This is a genomic window from Streptomyces sp. NPDC087859 (genome assembly GCF_044742595.1).
GTDB lineage: Bacteria > Actinomycetota > Actinomycetes > Streptomycetales > Streptomycetaceae > Streptomyces > Streptomyces canus_F.
In genome coordinates, this window is the sequence record NZ_JBIUUU010000005.1 from 456,659 (window position 1) to 475,960 (window position 19,302).

Annotated in this window: 12 protein-coding genes; 6 read left to right on the forward strand and 6 right to left on the reverse strand. The window is 68.9% G+C overall.

Annotation, left to right across the window (positions count from 1 at the left end):
• Nucleotides 1-31 precede the first annotated feature (31 nt).
• From ACIOHP_RS14750 to ACIOHP_RS14770, 5 genes are all read right to left on the reverse strand, one after another.
• Complete coding sequence (locus tag ACIOHP_RS14750; protein ID WP_401887297.1) at nucleotides 32-874, reverse strand: ABC transporter ATP-binding protein; 843 nt, start codon at nucleotides 872-874, stop codon at nucleotides 32-34.
• A 1-nt stretch (nucleotide 875) separates the two neighbouring features.
• On the reverse strand, nucleotides 876-2,648 hold the full coding sequence (locus tag ACIOHP_RS14755) for a dipeptide/oligopeptide/nickel ABC transporter permease/ATP-binding protein (RefSeq protein ID WP_401887300.1): 1,773 nt from the start codon (nucleotides 2,646-2,648) through the stop codon (nucleotides 876-878).
• Nucleotides 2,645-3,586, reverse strand: coding sequence for an ABC transporter permease (locus tag ACIOHP_RS14760; RefSeq protein WP_401887303.1), 942 nt, complete (start codon nucleotides 3,584-3,586; stop codon nucleotides 2,645-2,647). Before ACIOHP_RS14760 ends, ACIOHP_RS14755 begins: the two co-directional genes overlap by 4 nt.
• A 30-nt stretch (nucleotides 3,587-3,616) precedes the next feature.
• Nucleotides 3,617-5,143 (reverse strand): ABC transporter substrate-binding protein, encoded by a 1,527-nt coding sequence (locus tag ACIOHP_RS14765; RefSeq protein ID WP_401887305.1) that lies wholly within the window; start codon nucleotides 5,141-5,143, stop codon nucleotides 3,617-3,619.
• 394 nt (nucleotides 5,144-5,537) lie between these two features.
• The gene (locus ACIOHP_RS14770; RefSeq protein WP_401887308.1) at nucleotides 5,538-6,569 is read right to left on the reverse strand and encodes a LacI family DNA-binding transcriptional regulator; all 1,032 of its coding nucleotides are present in this window, start codon (nucleotides 6,567-6,569) and stop codon (nucleotides 5,538-5,540) included.
• A 341-nt stretch (nucleotides 6,570-6,910) separates the two neighbouring features.
• Here ACIOHP_RS14770 and ACIOHP_RS14775 point away from each other — a divergent pair, with 341 nt between their 5' ends.
• The 5 genes from ACIOHP_RS14775 to ACIOHP_RS14795 all read left to right on the forward strand — a co-directional run bounded on the left by ACIOHP_RS14775 (nucleotide 6,911) and on the right by ACIOHP_RS14795 (nucleotide 16,165).
• Nucleotides 6,911-9,724: a family 78 glycoside hydrolase catalytic domain gene (locus ACIOHP_RS14775; protein ID WP_401887310.1), complete on the forward strand. Its 2,814-nt coding sequence runs from the start codon at nucleotides 6,911-6,913 to the stop codon at nucleotides 9,722-9,724.
• Between the two features lie 170 nt (nucleotides 9,725-9,894).
• The gene (locus ACIOHP_RS14780; protein WP_401887313.1) at nucleotides 9,895-12,300 is read left to right on the forward strand and encodes a glycoside hydrolase family 3 N-terminal domain-containing protein; all 2,406 of its coding nucleotides are present in this window, start codon (nucleotides 9,895-9,897) and stop codon (nucleotides 12,298-12,300) included.
• Nucleotides 12,293-13,813 (forward strand): family 43 glycosylhydrolase, encoded by a 1,521-nt coding sequence (locus tag ACIOHP_RS14785; protein WP_401887315.1) that lies wholly within the window; start codon nucleotides 12,293-12,295, stop codon nucleotides 13,811-13,813. Before ACIOHP_RS14780 ends, ACIOHP_RS14785 begins: the two co-directional genes overlap by 8 nt.
• Nucleotides 13,810-14,889, forward strand: a complete 1,080-nt coding sequence (locus ACIOHP_RS14790) for a family 43 glycosylhydrolase (RefSeq protein ID WP_401887318.1) — start codon at nucleotides 13,810-13,812, stop codon at nucleotides 14,887-14,889. The genes ACIOHP_RS14785 and ACIOHP_RS14790 overlap by 4 nt, the downstream gene beginning before the upstream one ends.
• A gap of 58 nt (nucleotides 14,890-14,947) precedes the next feature.
• Nucleotides 14,948-16,165 carry an MFS transporter gene (locus ACIOHP_RS14795; protein ID WP_401887320.1) on the forward strand — a complete coding sequence of 406 codons (1,218 nt, stop codon included), beginning with the start codon at nucleotides 14,948-14,950 and terminating at the stop codon, nucleotides 16,163-16,165.
• 788 nt (nucleotides 16,166-16,953) lie between these two features.
• Here ACIOHP_RS14795 and ACIOHP_RS14800 read toward each other — a convergent pair.
• Entirely contained in the window at nucleotides 16,954-18,042 is a 1,089-nt protein-coding gene (locus ACIOHP_RS14800) for an alkene reductase (protein WP_401887322.1), read from the reverse strand.
• Nucleotides 18,043-18,265: 223 nt separating this feature from the next.
• On the opposite strand from ACIOHP_RS14800, the gene ACIOHP_RS14805 reads away from it, so the two are divergent.
• Nucleotides 18,266-18,889 carry a TetR family transcriptional regulator gene (locus tag ACIOHP_RS14805; protein WP_401887324.1) on the forward strand — a complete coding sequence of 208 codons (624 nt, stop codon included), beginning with the start codon at nucleotides 18,266-18,268 and terminating at the stop codon, nucleotides 18,887-18,889.
• Nucleotides 18,890-19,302: the final 413 nt, after the last annotated feature.

Here is a 19,302-nt window from a genome sequence, read left to right on the forward strand (position 1 = left end):
GACACATCGTCACCGGCCGTTCCGTGTGTCTTCATGGGTTCCCCTTCACGTCGGAAAGCTCCGCGGTGTCGAGTTGCAGCCGCTTGGCGCGCCGGATGCGTTGCTTCTTGGGATCCGCGACGGGAGCCGCCATCTGCAACCTGCGGGTGTAAGGGTGCTGCGGGTTCGTCGCGACGTCGTGTGCCTTGCCGATCTCCGCGATGCGACCCTGGTGGAGGACGGCGATCCGGTCGCTCACCTCGTTCACGACGCCCAGGTCGTGGCTGATGAACAGGTAGGCCACGCCCGTCTGGCGCTGGATGTCCTGCAGGAGTGTGAGGACGCGGGCTTGGGTGGTCACGTCCAGAGCGCTGGTGGGTTCGTCGCAGATGATGACCGAGGGATCGAGGGCGAGGGCGCGAGCGATCGCGATCCGTTGCCGCTGACCGCCGGAGAACTCCCGTGGGTACCTCCCGCCGGAGTCGGCCGGGAGACCGACGGCGTCCAGCAGCTCCCGTACCCGTGTCCGGCCGCTCCCGGATCCGGTGGCGACGAGTGGTTCGACGAGGATGTCTTCGACTTGCATCGACGGGTTGAGCGATGAGTAGGGGTCCTGGAAGATGACCTGGATGTCGCGGGCGACCTTGCGTCGGCGGGCTCGGGAGATGTTGCTGATGGTCTCGCCGCGGAAGGTGATCGAGCCTGCTGTGACCGGTGCGAGCCCGAGGACGGCGCGGCCGATGGTGGTCTTGCCCGAACCGGACTCGCCGACCAGGCTCAGTGTCTCCCCGGCGTGCAGGTCGAAGGAGATGTCGTCGATCACTGTGGTCCCGGCGCCCTTCCGGCCGCCGTAGCGGACGACGAGGTTGTGGACCTTCAGTACCGGCTCTGGCACCTCATACCTCCGCGATCTCGACACGGCGTGCCGACGAGAGCAGTTCCCGGGTGTAGTCCTCGGCGGGGGACTCGAAGAGCGCGTCCACGTCGCTGCGTTCCACGATGCGGCCGTCGCGCATGACGCTGACCGTGTCGCAGATGTCCGCGACGACGCCGAGGTTGTGGGTCACGAGGATCACGGCGAGTCCGCGTTCGTCGCGCAGTTCGCGCAGCAGCTCCAGTACCTCGGCTTGCACGGTCACATCCAGGGCCGTGGTGGGCTCGTCGGCCACGATCAGGTCGGGGTTCGAGGCCACCGCGCCGCAGATGAGCACGCGCTGTGCCATGCCGCCGGAGATCTCGTGCGGATACTGGCGGAAGACCCGTTCGGGATCCTTGATGCCGACCCGTGCGAGCAGTCTCAGCAGCTCCCTTTCCGCTTCCTGCTTGGACATCCTCTTCACCGCGCGCAGGCCGTGGGTGAGTTGCGCGCCGACCGTGAAGCAGGGGTCGAGGTTCGACATGGGTTCCTGCGGCACGTAGGCGATGCGCCGGCCGCGTGCCGCGCGCAGCTGCTGGTCGTCGGCCAGCAGGTCCTTGCCGTCCAGCACGATGCTGCCGCCGAGGACGACCGCCTCGCGGGGCAGGATGCCCAGGGTGGAGAAGGCGATCTGGGACTTGCCGGAGCCTGACTCGCCCACCAGGCCGTGGATTTCGCCGCGCCGTACGTCCAGGTCGACGCCGTGCACGACCTCGCGGACGGTGTTCTCGCCGTCCGGGTAGCCGATGCGCAGGCCGCGGATCGACAGGACCGTGTCGGCCGGTGTGGCAGCGGGGTCCGCGGTGGTCGACGGGCGTTGCTCCTGCGCCTGCCGGGTCAGTTCGCGGCGTCGGCGCGGGGACAGTGTCCTGCTGTGGGCCGACGACTGGAGGACATCGCGCAGGGCGTTGCCGAGCAGGACGAGCGCGAGGACGGTCAGACTGATGAGGAGGGCCGGCCACAGGACCCCGGCCTTGTTGTTGTAGATGTTGCCGAAGGCTTCTTGCAGGACGCCGCCCCAGGATGCCTTGGCGGGGTTGCTCAGACCGAGGAAGCCCAGGCCGGCTTCCATGGCGATACCCGCGGCGAGGACGAACGAACTCTGGATGACGACCGGCGCGCGGACGGCCCACAGCACGTGACGGCCGACGATCCGCAGGTCGGAGAGCCCGACCACCTTGGCCGCGTCCACGTAGAGCTCGCCGCGGACCCCGATGACGACGGACCTGACCAGGCGGAAGTACGACGGTGCGACGATGAGCCCGAACACGGCCATGGCGGCGACGACGTTCGACCCGGTCCGTGCGTACAGGGCGATGAGCAGGATGACGCCGGGCGTCGACATGACCACGTCGGAGACCCAGTTCAGCACCGCGTCACCCCTGCCACGGTAGAAGCCGGCGGCGAGGCCGCTGGTCACTCCGAGCACCATGGAGACGACGAGCACCACCACACAGGCGAGCAGCGTCTGGCGGGTGCCCCACATCAGCCGGGACAGGATGTCCCGCCCCGTGGAGTCCGCCCCGAGGAGATGCCCGGAGCTGAACGGGGACGCGTTCACCGCGTTGAGGTCTGTTACGTTCGGGCCGTGGGGGGCCAGCCAGGAGCTGGACAGGCCCAGGAACACCACAAAGAGCAGGAAGACGAGGCAGACCGCGCCCTGCGGGTTGGTGATCAGGCGCCGGAAGTGTGACCGCCTCTTCGCGGCCGCCTGCACAAGAGCGGCCGTCTCCAGCGGGGGAGTCGTGGTCATCGCGTCCTCGCTTTCGGGTTGACCGCTGCTGTGATGAGGTCGCCCAGCAGGTTGACGACGAGTACGACCACGATCGTCACCAGCACGCACCCCATCACCAGGGGCACATCGCCCTTCTGGGCCGAGGTGTTGCTCAGGTCGCCCAGGCCCGGCAGGGCGAAGACCTGCTCGATGATCACTGCCCCGCCGATGAGGCCGAGGGTCTGCAGGCTCAGGGCGGTGAGACCGGGACCGGCGGCGTTGCGCAGCACGTGCCGGAAGACGACCCGTGATTCCGGGATCCCACGCGCCCGCAGCGTCCGTACGAAGTCCTGGGAGAGCGTGTCCAGGACCGCTCCGCGGAACTGCGCCGCGGCGTTGGCGATGGATCCGATGAGGAGGGCGATGACCGGCAGGGTGACCGACTTGAGCCATCCGCTGACGCTCTGGTCCGGTGAGACGTATCCCGTCGCCGGGAGCAGCCGGACCGACACGGCGAAGGCGAAGACGAGGCCGATCGCGATGATGAAGGCCGGCACAGCCGCTCCCAGGACGGACAGGAACTGCACCACCCGGTCGATCCATCCGCCGCGGACGGCGGCGGCGACGCCGAGAAGGACGCTTGCCACCGCTGTCAGCAGGAGCGACAGGACGATCAGGGTGAGGGTCACCGGTACCCGGGAGGAGAGAGCCGACGTCACGGACTGGCCCGTGAAGAAGGAGTCGCCGAGGTTGCCCGTGACGACGCCCTTGAGCCACTCGCCGTACTGCGCCAGGAGCGGCTTGTCCAGACCGAGTCTGACCACCTCCGCCCGGACGTCGGCCTCGCTGGCCCTCGTGCCCAGGACGCCCCGCGCGATCCCGGGTCCGTTGCCGTACATCAGGAGGAAGGTCGCGAAGCTGACCACGAGCAGTACGCCCACCGAGCGGACCAGCTTCTTCACCACAGAAACCAACACCTGTGACTCCAATCGTTCATGCCCACGGGGCTACTGGAAGTCCCACAGGAGCGGGTGCAGGCCGGACGGGTCGGTGGACTTCCGGACCTTGAGCTTGGAGTTGTAGGCGTAGATGGTGCCCGTGGACACCATCGGAACGAACCAGGCCTGGTCGACGACGTAGCGGTTGATGGCCTGCTGATCCTTGGCCGACTGCTGCGGGTTGTCGGTCAGGATCTTCTTCCAGAGCCCGGCCACCGTCGGGTCGGTCTGGTGCATGACGTTCCAGATGCCGTCGGGCAGGATGTAGTCGGCGATGTCCAGCCGCGACTCACCGTAGTTCCCGAGCACCCACATGGGGATGGGGTACTTGCCGCTGAGCAGTTCGCTGATGGCGTTCGGGCCGGACAGGGTGACCTGCTTGACCTTGATGTTCAGCAGGCCCAGCTGCTGCTTGACGACCGGCATCAACGCGTCCAGGTTCTGCCCCTGCAGGTACGGGATCTCGATGCTGAAGCCGTTCGCGTATCCCGCCTTCTTCATCAGGGCCTTCGCGGCCTCGACGTCGTAGGGGTAGGGGTCCTTGAGGTCCTTGATGTACGCCGCGGAGCCGGGACGGAAGATCTGCGGGGTCGGGGTGGCCAGCTCTCGGAAGAGGTTCTTCGCCATGGCGTTCTTGTCGAACACCATGTTCATCGCGCGGCGGACGTCCACGTTGCCCAGAGCGGGGATCTTCTTGCCCAGGTGGTCGGTCAGCAGGAGCCGGGCCACCTCGCTCGGCTGCATCTGGATCTTCAGTCCGGATGACTTGGCCTGGCTGTACGTCGCCTGCGTGATGAGGGAGCCGTCGATCTGCCCGGTCTTGAGCGCGTTGATCGTCGCTGTTTCGCTGGTGATGACCTTCACCACGAGCTTCTTGTACGGGAATGACTTGGTGTCCCAGTACGCGTCGTTCTTGACGAAGGTGTAGACCGAGCCACCGGTCGTCGCCGATGCGTCGAGGGTGTACGGGCCCGAGCCGACCGGAGCCTTGTTCCGGTTGCCCGAGGCCAGGTACTTCGGACTGGCCAGCTTGAGGTCGCACAGGCGCGCGGTGAGCAGCGGGTTCGGCTTCGTGGAGATCACGGCGGTCAGGTCGTCGGGTGTGGAGACCTGCATGCCGGCGAAGCGGGCGGCGCTGGCGCCGTGCGTCGCCGCGTACTTGACCGCCTCCTTCACGGCCGCCGAGTTCACCGGCGTCCCGTCCGAGAACTTCATGCCCGGGCGCAGGTGCATCGTTACGCCGGTGTTGTCCGACTTGAAGGTCCACGTCTTCGCGGCAGCGGGCTGGGGCTTGCCCAGGGCGTCACACCGGAAGGGGGATTCGTACACCGCCGCGGCGCCCCAGCCCTGGTAGCTGGGCTGGTTCACGGGGTCCCAGCCCTGGATGTCCTGGGTCATTCCGAGCGTGAGGGTGTCTTTGCCGCCGGCGTTCCCCGAGGTGGAACTCGCGTCGGTACAGCCACTCAGGGCGACGAGTGCGGCCAGGGCTGTGGTCATCGTGACTGCCGTGGCGGCAGGTCGGGTGGTGCGCCGCATTGTGGACTCCTTCGGACGCGAATGAAGTTGCGGCCTGGTTACATGCCGGCCGACGCAGATCTGTCCAGCGCCCGATGAGAGATGGCGCGAACTGGACGATGTGGTGTGTGCAATGTTCTACGCGGCAAGCTACGGAGACGCTGGGAACCAGTCAAGGGATCCCGCCAACCCCAAGCGGTAACGGTTCCGTAACACACCCGTAGTGTGATCTTCAGGTCGCTGAGCCGCACCGGCTGCCACCAGGCATGTCTTGGTCTATCCAGCTCTGTGTCGCCGGGAGAACGGCGATGGCGGCCGATGTGCCGCGGTCGCGGGGATCCGCCGCGACCACCAGGAAGGTGCAATGTTCCACAACCCGGCGGGCGGCTGCGTAAGGGGGCGTGGCACGCCAGGCCTACGAGGAGCGTGCCACACCCGTTGTCAGGCCGACGGGCGCGGCGGCGCTCGTGCTGCGAGGAACGAGCCTGGGCGCCAGGACGTAGTGGGTCGGCTGCGTGCGGCCGTTCAGTCGCTCCAGGAGGATGCGCGCGCTCATCTGGCCGGTGAGGTGGCCCGACTGGTCGACCGTGGTGAGGGAGACCCGTCCGATCGACGAGGCGTTGACGTTGTCGTAGCCGGTCACGGTGAGGTCTTCCGGCACGCGCAGGCCCCGCTCCTCCGCCGCTCGCAGGACGCCGAGCGCCGCGATGTCGGCACCTGCGAAGATCGCCGTCGGCGGGGTCGGCCTGGACAGCGCCTCGACGGCCGCCCGGTAGCCGCCCTCCTCCGTGTACGCCGTCTCGATGACGTCCGGCTCGAGGCCATGGCGCTGCATGGCCCGGATGTACCCGTCGCACCGTGCGGTGTGTGCGAGGACGTGCGGGCGCTCCAGGCCGCCGGCCGGGTGGCTGGTGTGCAGGATGCGCCGATGGCCGAGGCTCGCCAGGTGGTCGACCATCAGGCGGGCGCCGCCCTGGTCGTCGTCGACAACGGTATCGAAGGACGTGGCGCCGCCATGGCGCGCAACGACCACCGTGGGCAGGCCGGCCCCGAGTTGTTCGAGCCAGGCGGTGTCCATCTGGGGCGCGATGATGATGAGGCCGTCGACCTGGCGGTCGACGAGGGCCTCGATGCTGCGCTGCTGGCGCTCGGCCGAGAGGCCGCCGGTGACGAGTATTTCCTGGTAGGGGGTCGGCTCCAGCTCGTCCGTGACCCCTTCGACGATCTCCGGCTGGAAGGGGTGCGACAGAGCCACGAGCATGACGCCGACGGTGTAGGAACGGCCCCGCATGGCACGCGCGCCGGCCTGCGGCCGGTAGCCCAGCTTCTCGATCGCCGCGGTGACCTTGGCCTGCATCTCCGCGCTGACGCCATAGGCGTCGCGCAGCACTTTGGACACGGCCGAAACCGAGACCTGCGCCTCTTTGGCGACATCCTGAATCGTCACCCGTCGGCCTTTGGAAGGCTGCGTGGTGCCGCCGGGGCTCGTGAGATGAGGCTTTCTCCTGTCGAGTGGCGCGGTCATGCCACCCTCCAGGCCGACGTCGGCGCCGCTGCTGTCCATTCGCGCCATGCTACAAGCGCCGCCTCCGGCTGGCTCCCCATCGATCGGTACCTCCCGTTCCCTTGACACGAATTCGGGCAGCTCCTTACGCTCCCCGGTGTAGAACATTACACAAACCGGCCCGCCAGGTGGCTCTCTCCCTGCGTATGCGGGCGTTCCTGAGCGGATCCGCGGATGCCCGTCTCGGGCCCGGTCACCAATGCTCGCGAAGTCTGGAGACTTGCATGGTCGTGGCTGCAGCCCCCTGCGCCCCTCGGTTCGAGCACTTCACGGATCCTTCGCCGATTCGTGGAGTCGGAACCGACTCTCCCCGTCTGTCGTGGTCGGTCCTGCACGCTGACGCGGGCTACCGGCAGACGGCGTACGAAATCGACATCCTGCGGGGCGGGTCCGTCGAGACGTACCGCGTCGAGAGCTCCGAGCAGGTCCTGGTCCCGTGGCCGGCTCTGCCCTTGACCTCGCGAGAGTCCGCCGCGGTGCGGGTCCGCGTCGCCTGCGAGGACCACTGGAGCGAGTGGAGCGAACGCGCCGTGGTGGAGGCAGGGCTGCTCCGCACCACCGACTGGACGGCGCAATTCATCAGCCCGGTCGGCGTCGGCGGCATGCGCATGCCCGCTCCCGTGCTGAGCGGATCGCTCACGGTGCCGGGAGAGGTGTACACGGCTCGCCTCTACGCCACCGCCCATGGCGTCTATGCCGCCACCCTCAATGGTCACCGCGTGGGAGACATCGAACTCGCCCCCGGATGGACCTCCTACGAACACCGGCTGCGCTATCAGACGTACGACGTGACGGAACTGGTCCGTAGCGGGGAGAACGAGCTGGACGTCCTTCTCGGCAACGGCTGGTACCGAGGCCGGCTGGGCTTCAACGGCGAGCGCGCCCTGTACGGCGAACGCCTCGCGCTGCTGGCCCAGCTGGAGGTCACCACCACCGACGGGCGGGTGCATGTCCTCGCCACCGACGGCACATGGAACGCGCGGGAGAGCGAGGTCCTCGCCGACGACCTCTACGACGGCCAGCGCACCGACCTGCGTCGCCGCGGCCGAGGCTGGCGCCCGGCAACCGGTTCGGTCGAGGTGGTGGCGGGCGACCTCACACGCCTCGTCGCTCCGGAGGGGCCGCCCGTCCGGGTCAGCTGTGTCCTATCGGCCGAGAAGGTGTGGACGTCACCGTCGGGCCGGACTTTGGTCGACTTCGGACAGAACGCCGTGGGATGGGTCCGGCTGCGGGTGCGCGGCCTGACATCCGGCGCCCAGGTCGTCGTCCGCCATGCCGAAGTCCTGGAGGACGGCGAGCTCGGCACCCGTCCGCTGCGCGCGGCCGAGGCCACCGACACGTACCTCGTCGCGGGCGCGGGCGAGGAGACCCTCCAACCGTCCCTCACCTTCCACGGCTTCCGCTACGCGGAGATCTCGGGCGTGCCGGGCCTGCGCGCCGAAGACGTCGAGACCGTGGTGATCGGGTCGGACCTGCGCCGCACCGGCTGGTTCACCTCCTCCCACGCGCTGCTCAACCGCTTCCACGAGAACGTGGTGTGGGGCATGCGCGGCAACTTCGTCGACGTACCCACGGACTGCCCGCAGCGTGACGAACGCCTCGGCTGGACCGGCGACATCCAGGTGTTCGCCCCGACGGCGACCTTCCTTTTCGACAGCGCGGGGTTCCTCAGGTCGTGGCTGGCGGACCTGGCGGCCGAACAGCAACCCGACGGATCGGTTCCCTACGTCGTGCCGGACGTGCTGCGCGACCGCGCGCCGACCGCGGCAGCCTGGGGCGACGCCGCGACGATCGTGCCCTGGGCGCTGTATCAGCGCACAGGCGACCGTCAAGTCCTGGAGCGGCAGTGGCCGAGCATGCGCGCCTGGGTCGACCGGCTCGCGGACCTTGCCGGCCCGGACCGGCTGTGGTCGGGCGGCTTCCAGTTCGGTGACTGGCTCGACCCCACGGCTCCGCCGGAGGCCCCCTCCCGGGCCAAGGCCGACCCCGACGTGGTGGCCACCGCGCACTTCGCACGCTCCGCGGAAATCGTGGCCGAGGCCGCGCGAGTGCTGGGGCGCGAGAACGAGGCCGAGCGGTACGGCGCCCTGGCGGCCGAGGTGCGTGCGGCGTTCGCCCGCGCCTACGTCACGCCGGCCGGCCGCGTCCTCTCCGACGCGCAGACGGTCTACGCCCTGGCCATCGAGTGGGCGCTGCTGCCGGGCGCCGAGCAGCGCGAGCGGGCCGGCCGGCGCCTGGCGGACCTCGTGCGGGCGAGCGGCTTCCGCATCAGCACCGGGTTCGTCGGTACGCCCCTGGTGACCGACGCGCTGACCTCGACCGGACACGCCCAGGTCGCCTACCGGCTGCTGCTGCAGACCGGCTGCCCGTCCTGGCTGTACCCGGTCACCATGGGGGCGACCACCATCTGGGAGCGGTGGGACAGCATGCTCCCCGACGGCAGTATCAACCCCGGTGACATGACGTCGTTCAACCACTACGCGCTCGGCGCCGTCGCGGACTGGCTGCACCGCACCGTCGCAGGCCTCGCACCCGCTGCCCCCGGCTACCGCGAGATCCTCGTCCACCCGCGACCGTCGGTCGAAGTCACGTCCGCCTCGGCGCGCCACCTCACCCCCTACGGCGAGGCAGGTGTCGCCTGGGAGCGGGCCGGCGGGACGTTCCGGCTCGATGTCCGCGTTCCGGTGGGGGCCACCGCGCTGGTGCACCTGCCCGGGACGGCCGAGCCGAAGGCCGTCGGTCACGGTGAGCACCACTGGGAGGTGCCCGATCCGATGGCAGACGGTGCCACCCAGCATGCGACGGCCACCGTCCGGGACGTGCTCGACGACCCGGACACCTGGGCCGCCGTCGTTGCAGCCGTCGTCGAGACAGGCGTCGTTCCCGGAGGAGAGGCGCAGCTCGCCGGCCGGCTCGCCGCGTACCTCGACGCACCCGCCGCCGAACTGGTCCGCGAGTTGACACCGCAGGAGGCGCTGGCGGGCCCGGCGTCCCTGGAGCAACGGCTGGAGGCGGTCCTCGGTCTGCGCCCTGCCTGACGGCGCTCCTGCGCGAGCCGTCCCCGAAACACCCGATGACCAGGAAAGAAGCCGGTCATGAAGCACGGCACCCAGCAGGGCACCAGTTCGCACACGCCCGGCACGGTGCGCGGCCACATTCCGGCCGGACTCCCGGCAGCTTCCGGGCACTCCCATGCAAGGAACGAACGTTGAGCAAGCGCCCTGACAGTCACCGTGACCCCAGCCTCACCGCCGCCACGCGCGCCGAGCTGCTGCTGCGGGAGATGACTCTTGAGGAGAAGTGCCACCAGCTTGTCTCCGTCATGCCCTGGACCCTGGTCCGCGCCGACGGGTCGGACTCCGGTGAGCTCGAGGGATGGCTCGGGCACCCGCCGGGCCATGTGGCCGGGCTGATCGTGGATACCCCGGCCAAGCTGGCGCAGTTGGTCGGCAGCATCCAACGCCAGGCAGTCGAGCGGACCCGGCTCGGCATTCCCGTGCTGTTCCACCAGGAGGCGCTCAGCGGCTTCCTGGCCGGCGGCCACATGGCCTTCCCGACCGGTACCGGGCTCGCGGCCACCTGGAGTCCTGACCTCGTCCAGGACATGACCGAGCTGATTCGCGCCCAGATGATCCGCACGGGTGTCCGCCACGCGCTGTCGCCCGTCATGGACGTCGCACTCGACCCGAGGTGGGGCCGGGTACACGAGACCTACGGCGAGGACCCCTACCTGTCCGCCGCGCTCAGCGTCGCGTTCACGCGCGGCCTGCAGGGCGATGACCTCGCCCGGGGCGTCATCGCGACCGGCAAGCACTTTCTCGGGTACGCCCTGCCGATCGGCGGTTCCAACACCTCGGCGTACGAGGGGGGTGCGCGCTGGACCCGGGACCTGTTCGCCTACCCGTTCGAGGCCGCCATCCAGCTCGCCGGCCTGCGCTCGGTGATGAACTCGTACGCGGACGTGGACGGAATCCCCGTGGGTGTCTCGCGGGAGGTGCTCACCGACCTGCTGCGCGGGGTCCTCGGGTTCGACGGGTTCATCTCGTCGGATTACACGACCCTGGAGCAGGTGGTCGACCGTCAGCGCGTTGCGGCCGACGCAGGGGAGGCGGCGTGCCTTGCGATCTCCGCCGGCCTCGATGTGGAGTTGCCCAAGCCGTACGCCTACGGCCAGGTGCTCGCGCAACAGGTCGAGGAGGGCAAGGCGGACGTCCGCGACGTCGATACGAGCGTCCTGCGCGTTCTGAAGGCCAAGTTCGAGCTGGGGCTCTTCGAGAATCCCTATCCGGTCGAGCACATCGACGTGACCGCGGTCGCGGCCGAGGGCACGGAGCTCTCGCATGAGCTGGCCCGGCGCTCCGTGGTGCTCGCCAAGAACGACGGAATCCTCCCCCTGACCCCCGGGACGCTGAACGTCGCCGTGATCGGGCCGCACGCCAATGCGGCCAGACTCCAGTTCCCCACATACACCTATGCCTCATGGCGGGAAGCGACCGACGCCGTCACACGCGGCGAACTCGGCAACATGCTCGGCGCGGAAGACGTCACGACCTCCTGGTACAAGGCGATGTTCGAACCCGTTGACCCGGAGGCGTTCGTCCACGAACGGTTCGAGGCTCGCTCGATCTCGGAGGAGATCGCCGGATTCGCCCAGCAGGTGCGCAGCGAACAGGGATCCACGCTGACTCGTCCGCTGGAGCAGGAGGCCATCGACCGGGCTGTTGACATCGCACGGGAATCCGACGTGGTGGTGCTTGCCCTCGGCGGCGGAAGTCTGTGGTTCACCGGAGAACGCACCGAGGGCGAGGCCAGCGACACGGCCGACATCTCCCTGCCGGCCGCACAGACCCGTGTCGCCGAGGCGGTGGCCGCCACCGGCAAGCGCCTGGTCGTCGTGCTCGTGCAGGGACGTGCGTACGCACTGCCCGAGGTGGTACAGAACGCCTCGGCGATCGTGATGGCGCCCTACGGCGGACCGTTCGGTCCGCAGGCGATCGCAGAGGTCCTCTTCGGCGTCACCAACCCCAGCGGCAAGCTGCCCTACAGCATCCCCCGCCACTCCGGGCAGGTCCCCGTCTACCACCACCAGAAGGCCGGCTCCGGCTACCGCAACCCGCTGCCCCCGAACGTCACCCAGCACTATCTCGACCTGGAAGCCACACCGCTCCTCCCGTTCGCGCACGGTCTGAGCTACACCGACTTCGACCTCGACGCCCTGTCCCACGACAGCAGGATCGACACCGACGGGACCGCACGGATCACCGTCACCGTCACCAACACCGGCCCGGTGACGGGCGCGACCGTCGTCCAGCTCTACGTCCGGGTCAACACCAAGGGCCTCACCCGGCCCGCGCAGCAACTGGCCGGTTTCAGCCGCATCGAACTGCCCCGAGGCGAATCCCGCCGGATCACCTTCCGCCTCGCCGCAGCCCAGCTCGGCTACACCAACCTCGCCCGTGACTTCGCGGTCGAGCCCGCGGGCGTGGACTTCTTCCTCGGCTTCGACTCCGACGACCGGCGAGTCGAAGGAGCCTTCGACCTGGCGGGCAAGCCGCGTGTCCTCACGAGCGCCGACCGCGCCTTCCTGTCCGACGTGGAGATCGAGAATGTCTGAGCTGCCCAATCCGCTGATCCCCGGCTTCAACCCCGACCCGAGCTGCATCTTCGTCGAAGGGACGTACTACCTGGTCACGTCCACATTCGAGTACCTGCCCGCCCTCCCCGTCTACCGGAGCACGGACTTCGTCACCTGGGAGCACATCGGCAACGTCGCGACCAGGGAGGAGCAGGTCGGCCTGGCCCAGGTCACCTCGGCGGCCGGCGTATGGGCTCCGACCATCCGTCACCACGACGGACGGTTCCACGTCATCGTCTCGGTGACCGACAGCCCTCGGGGCTGCGTCGTGTTCACCGCTGACGACCCGGCAGGGCCCTGGAGCGACGGCATCACCCTCGCCGGCATCACCGGAATCGACCCCGACCTCGCCTGGGACGACTCGGGCGCCGCCTACGTCACCTACAGCGCCCTGGAACTGGACGGGGTCGAGCCTGTCGGCTTCCACGGCATCCAGCAGGCACGGGTCGACCTCGAAGCGGGCAAGATCCTCGAGGAGCCGCGGCCGATGTGGTCCGGCACCGGGCTGGTTGCGCCCGAGGCCCCTCACCTGTACCGGCGCGACGGCTACTGGTACCTGCTCATCGCGGAAGGCGGCACCAGCCAGGGCCACGCCGTGAGCATCGCTCGCAGCCGCTCCATCGAAGGACCGTATGAGGGTGCGCCCGACAATCCCGTGCTGCGCGAGGCGGGTTGGAACCACCCGGTCGAATGCACGGGCCACGCCGACCTGGTCCGCGGCCCGGACGGCGACGACGTCCTCGTCCTGCTGGGCACACGCCGCGCCGGCCACGGCTCGCCACTGGGCAGGGAGACCTATGTCACCGCCGTGGAGTGGCGCGACGGCTGGCCGCAGCCCGCGCACGTCGACCTCAACCCGCGTCCGGAACCGGTGGAGGAGTACTTCGACTTCGCGGACGGCTCCGCTCTGACCGACCCCGGCTGGCTCGCCGTCGGCCGGCCACCCGCCGAGCTCGCCTCGGTCGGCGAGCAGCCCGGTCGGCTGACGATCCGCGCCGCCGACGGCGGTCTCGACGCCTTCCGTCCCGCCTTCGTCGGCCGCCGCCAACGCCATCTGGACAGCCTCTTCGAGACCAGGATCGACCCGGCGAACGGCCGCGGCGGCCTCGGACTGCGCTTCACCGAGGACTTCACCCTCTGCCTCGTCGCAGAGCGGGCCCCCTCGGGAACCGGCACGAGGATCACGGCGCGGGCGAGCATCCCGACCCTCAGCCAGTCCTGGAGCACCGAGGTCGCAGGAGACCAGGTCACGCTTCGCCTGGTCACGCAGATACCTCCGCGAGGCCGAGCGCCATGGTTTCCTCCCGGCGACCGCATCCGGCTGACCGTCGTGGACGACACCGGCGCCGAGACCCAACTGGCTGAAGTGGACGGGCGGTTCTGGTCGGTCGAGACCTCCGCGACGTTCACCGGCCGTGTCACCGGCATGTTCGCCGAGGAAGGCACCGTCCACTTCGCCGACTTCCGCTATCGCGGCGAGGGCGGCTCATGACCACCGGATCCACGGGCACACCCAAGGGAACCACCATGTACGACTCCTTCCGGCCCGGCCGGACGTGGCTGGACACGAACGGCCACCGCATCCACGCACACGGCGGGTCCGTGCTGTTCGAGGGCGGCGTCTACTACTGGTACGGCGAGAACAAGGAGCACTCGAAGCCGGGGAGCGGCATCTGGACCTGGGGCATCCGCTGCTACACGTCCACCGACCTCTACAACTGGCAGGACCGCGGGTTGATCATCCCGCCGGTCCTCGACGACCGTACGTCGCCCCTGCACCCGTCCCAGATGATCGACCGCCCGCACATCATCCACAACCCGCGCACGGGAACGTACGTCTGCTGGCTCAAGATCATGGGTGCCGGAGGCGAGCAGCTCTGCACGGTTCTGACGGCGGACTCGCTCCTCGGTCCTTACGAGATCGTCCGTACGGGGCTCAGCCCGCTCGGCATGTCCGCAGGCGATTTCGACCTGGTCGTCGATCCGGCCGACGGCAAGGCGTACTACTACTTCGAGCGGGTGCACAGCGAGCTGATCTGTGCCGAACTCAACGATGACTACACGGATCTGACGGGGGCGCACTCGACCCACTTCCCCCGCCCGCACCCCCCGCTGGTACGTGAAGCGCCCGCCTACTTCCGGCGCGGGGACAAGCACTACCTGATCACTTCGGGTACGACGTGGTACTTCCCGAACCCCTCGGAAGCGGCTGTGGCCGACACGTACCACGGCCCGTTCACCGTGCTCGGCGACCCGCACCCCACGGACCCGAGCGGCACCTCCTTCCGGTCTCAGATCAGCTCCGTCTTCCAGCACCCGGACCACGACGACCTCTACATCGCGATCGCGGACCGGTGGCTGCCCCAACTGTCGGAGGAGGAATCCAACTGGGGCGAAGCCTTCCAACGGCACTACTCGGCGAAGGCGGAGGGGCGTCAGGCTCCATCCCTCGTACTGCCCGAGGCCGATACATCGGTCGCGGACCATGTGTGGCTTCCCATCCGGTTCGACGGCGAGATGCCAGTGATCGAATGGCACGACCAGTGGCGTATCGAGGACGCCAAGTGACGGTCACCTGGATGGACTCGGCCACCAGGGCCTTGCTCGAAGTCAGGGGCGGTTGACGATGCCGGCATCCGCCTACCGGGACCTGCTGCGCACGCCGTCGGTGCCCTGGCTGCTCGCGACCTCGGTCATCGGCCGCCTCAACCAGGGCATGACCGGCCTGGCTCTGCTGATGCTCACGACCGAGCATGCGAGCTACGCCGTGGCCGGCGTGGTGTCGACGGCCGGTGTGGTGGGAGGCTTCATCGCCGGCCCGGTCCTCAGCCGGTGGGCCGATGCCCACGGCCGCCGCCGAGTGCTCACTGTCACCGCGGTTCTCAACGCGTTCACCATGGGCGCGCTGGTCCTGGCACCATCGCAACCGGCCCTGCTGACCGGACTCTCGTTCCTGTGCGGGCTGTGCACACCTCCGATGACGGCGTCGGTGAGAGCGGCGCTGCCCGCACTCGTCGGCAAGGACCAGCGCCGCACCGTCTTCGCCCTCGAGTCGACGTTGCAGGAACTGACCTTCGTACTCGGCCCGCCCGCCACCGCCATGCTCGCGGTGCTCGGCGGGCCCCGACTCGCGGTGGGGGCCTGCGGCGCGCTCGTGTTCCTCGGAACCCTGGGATACGTGCAGGACCGCAACGCCGACGCCGGCCGCGATACTGCAACCCGCACCAGGCCTCGCCGCACCGTCCTGCGCGCCCCCGGCATCCTCCGCGTCCTCGTGTCCGGAGCCCTGCTCTACGGGGCGCTCGGCTGCCAGGCCATCGGCGCGGTCGCTCTGGCGAGCGGCTCGCAGGTGTCCACGGACGCCGGGTTCGTCCTGGCATCCGGGAGTCTCGGTTCGCTCCTCGGGGGCCTGATCTATGGGTCGCTGACACGCCATCGGGCGGGCCTTCGGCACCTGATGGCGTTCGTGGCCGCGGGTCTGGCCACGTTGCTGCTCGCACCCGATGAGCGGGTGCTGACGGTGCTGGTGTTCTGCTGGGGATTCACGCTGGCCCCCGCGATGTCCCGGCTGTTCGAACGACTGTCGTCACTGGCACCCTCCGAGTCCGCGACCGAGGCGTTCGGCTGGATGAACAGTTCAGTCGCCGCCGGTAACGCTCTTGGCACCGCGCTCAGCGGCATTCTGGTCACTGAGTACGGTGCCCGGGCGCCGTTGGTGGTGGCATGTGCCGCAGCCCTTCTCGCAGCCCTGCTCTGCGAGCCGTGGCCCTTGTTCAGCCGCCGATCACGTCGGTCCACGGAAACGGAAGCGGCCGACCACGCCGACACCAGAAACTCCGCTTGAGTCGCTTCTCCCGTTCACTTCCACTCCCTGATTCCCCTGGAGTGCCTCATGCCATATGGCCCTTCCTCCGCCGTCGGTGAGGTGCTGCGCGATCAGCGGGCCGCCGTAGTGGTCCGCACGGACGACGACCCCGTACGCGTGCAGCTTTGGCAGGGCACCCTCCACCAGGTCACGACCTTCATGACGGGGATCCGGAGTGACCCCGCAGCCCGGGGAGCGCTCTTCGTCGAACTGGCCACTCTCGAGGAGGCGACGCTTGCCCCGTTGCCCATCGCAGACGTGGAGGTCGACCGCTTGATCCGTCCCGCGCCACCAGCGCAGCACACCCCGGAACCCAACAGCAGGACCCTGCGGAGCCTCACCCTGCTGACTGAAGATCACCAACAGCATCGGGAATGTGAGACAGGGCCGTTAAATTGACACACCCCCGGAGATTGGGGTGCTCCGTGGCGGTGTGTCACGGGGTGGTCTTGATTGACAACTCGCGATGTGAGCGGGTCGCACCGGAGACGCCGGCCAGCCAGGACTGCGCACGCTCGTCATAGGCGGTCTTGGTGAGCGTGCCTCAAAGAAGACGTGCACCGGGTACTCCCGGGCGCTGGCCGCCTTGATCTCGGCAGCGGTCCGCGAGGCGTCGTGCCGCCATGGGAGTTCGGATAGGGCGTCCTCCGCCCTGCGCGGGTCGGCCCCGACAGTGCGGGCTGCTGGGATGGTGTGGGGACTTCGGTGGCCTGCGTCCTGAAGCGCTGCGTGTTGCTTTGCCTGGCGAATGGTGATCTTTGTTCAGATCATGCGCTGTGGGTGGGCAGCGCCGGGTAGTCGGTGTAGCCGGTGTGGTCGCCGCCGTAGTAGGTGGCCGGATCGGGGGTGTTGTAGGGGCCGCCGACTGCGAGGCGGGCGGGCAGGTCGGGGTTGGCCAGGAACAGCGCGCCGAAGGCGATGATGTCGGCGGTGCCGTCCTCGATGAGGGTGAGAGCGCTGGGGCCGGTGGTTTCGGGGTGAGTAAAGGGGTTGAGGATGAACGCGGTCGGCCAGTCCTTGCGCAGCCGGGTGGTCAGGTCGCGGTCCGGGTTCTCGATCAGGTGCAGGTAGGCGAGGTCCAGCCGGGCGAGAGCGGCGGTCAGGGTGGTGTAGCTCTCCAGCACGTCCGCCGAGTCGGTCTCGGCGATGTCGTTGTAGGGGTTGCCGGGGGAGATGCGGAATCCGGTGCGGTGGCCGCCGATCGCCTCCGTGACGGCTGTGGCGACCTCGATGCCGAAGCGGGCCCGGTCCGCGGGGCCGCCTCCCCAGCTGTCGGTGCGCAGGTTGGTGTTGGGAGCGAGGAACTGGTGGATCAGGTAGCCGTTCGCCCCGTGGATCTCCACGCCGTCGAAACCGGCGGCGATCGCGTTGCGCGCGGCGTCGGCGTAGTCGGCGATCGTCTGGGTGATGTCGTCGGGGTCCAGTTCCTTCGGCGTGACGTAGTCCTGGGGGCCCTGGTAGGTGAACACCTGGCCTGCCGCCGCGACGGGGGAGGGGGCGACGGGGACGAGTTGGTCGGGCAGCAGGCTGGGGTGGCTGATCCGGCCGGTGTGCATCAGCTGCGCGAAGATCGTGCCGCCTTGGGCGTGGACGGCGTCGGTCACCTTCCGCCAGGCGTCGACCTGCTGAGCGGAGTGCAGGCCGGGAGTGTTGGTGTAGCCCTGGCCGACGACCGACGGCTGGACGCCCTCGGTGATGATCAGGCCGGCGCTCGCGCGCTGGGCGTAATACGTGGCCATCAGCTCCGTCGCGGTGGCCGCAGGAGCGTCCGCGCGGCTGCGGGTCATCGGCGCCATCGCGATGCGGTTGGGCAGTGCCTTGCCGCTCAGGTCGATCGGATCGAACGCGGTAGTCATAGCGGCTTCCTCCAAAGAATGGGTTGGGTGAAAGAGACAGGCGACAGCCCCGCGGGGCGCCGGTTCGCAGCACTCCGTTCAGCAATGAAGGCTGCACGGAGAGACTCTATACCTATGTGAGACTAAGTCTCAAGGTGATTTACTGTCCGATCTCGGCAATGTGGCGCGGCATACACGCTTGAGGCTGAGTCTCAAGTTGAGCCGAAGGTGTAAGATTGCTCGTATGGTCGACTCCGCCAGCACCGCCAGCCACACCCCGCCCAAGCGACCCGGTCTGCGTGAACGCATGCGGGCAACAGTCCGGGCGGAAGTCACCGAGGTGGCGCTCCGGCTCTTCACCGTTCAGGGCTTCGACCGGACGACCGCCGACCAGATCGCCGCCGAAGCCGGACTGTCGCGCGCCACCCTGTTCCGGTACTTCAGGACAAAGGAAGACATCGTGCTGGGCGGCCTGGAGGGCGATGGCCAGCAGGTCACGGAAGCGCTCGCCGCCCGACCCGACGAAGAGCGGCCCTGGGTGGCGCTGCGCCGGGCCTTCGACGTCCTGGTGCGGGTGAACGAGGAAGCACCCGAGCAGACGCTGAGCTTTCTCCGCATGCTGCAGCAGACGCCGTCACTGCGCGCCCGGCACTTCGAGAAGCAGTTGCAGTGGCAGGAACAGATGGTGCCGGAGATCGCCAGGCGACTGGAGGCCAGTCCTGGCCGGCCGGAGGATCCCAGGCCGACCGCGCTGGTCGCAGCCGCCCTCGCCTGCTTGGACGCGGCCGCACGAGGGTGGGTGGCCTGCGAGGGCACTGTCTCCCTCGCTGACCTGCTCGATCGGGCAATGGGCGCGCTGACGGAGTAACCGCTCGCCCAGGGTGCGACCGGCGCTCACCGACCGGGGCGGCTGACCACAGCTGTCCCGTGCCAAGTGGCACAACGCCTGGGGGTCGGTCCGCGGGAAAGGACCGCAGGGCAAACTGCACCCGGACAGGACCCGGATCATCTCCTGCAAGGACGACAGGCGCCGGCGCCGCCCTCGCTGGTCGTACAGATGTGGGCGGGTGCGGACGTGCGGCGGGCCGCCGCCTTGGTCAGCCGCTTCGTGACCGTGGTCGTCCGCCCCCTGGGGTGCCTGCGTACAAGTGAACTCATACGAGTACGGGTACATGGGGCACGCGGCTGGATGCCGGTGCCCCATCTCTCACAACCGGTCCGGCACTATCCACCTGCACGTTCCCGCCCCATGCCCGGGTCACCATCCCGTCACCACATAGG

Bases quoted from the DNA above. Each gene is read 5' to 3' on its own strand.
- ACIOHP_RS14785 (WP_401887315.1), top strand. From the start codon at position 12,293: ATGTCTGAGCTGCCCAATCCGCTGATCCCCGGCTTCAACCCCGACCCG.
- ACIOHP_RS14795 (WP_401887320.1), top strand. From the start codon at position 14,948: ATGCCGGCATCCGCCTACCGGGACCTGCTGCGCACGCCGTCGGTGCCC.
- ACIOHP_RS14805 (WP_401887324.1), top strand. From the start codon at position 18,266: ATGGTCGACTCCGCCAGCACCGCCAGCCACACCCCGCCCAAGCGACCC.
- ACIOHP_RS14790 (WP_401887318.1), top strand. From the start codon at position 13,810: ATGACCACCGGATCCACGGGCACACCCAAGGGAACCACCATGTACGAC.
- ACIOHP_RS14800 (WP_401887322.1), bottom strand. From the start codon at position 18,042: ATGACTACCGCGTTCGATCCGATCGACCTGAGCGGCAAGGCACTGCCC.
- ACIOHP_RS14755 (WP_401887300.1), bottom strand. From the start codon at position 2,648: ATGACCACGACTCCCCCGCTGGAGACGGCCGCTCTTGTGCAGGCGGCC.
- ACIOHP_RS14765 (WP_401887305.1), bottom strand. From the start codon at position 5,143: ATGCGGCGCACCACCCGACCTGCCGCCACGGCAGTCACGATGACCACA.
- ACIOHP_RS14775 (WP_401887310.1), top strand. From the start codon at position 6,911: ATGGTCGTGGCTGCAGCCCCCTGCGCCCCTCGGTTCGAGCACTTCACG.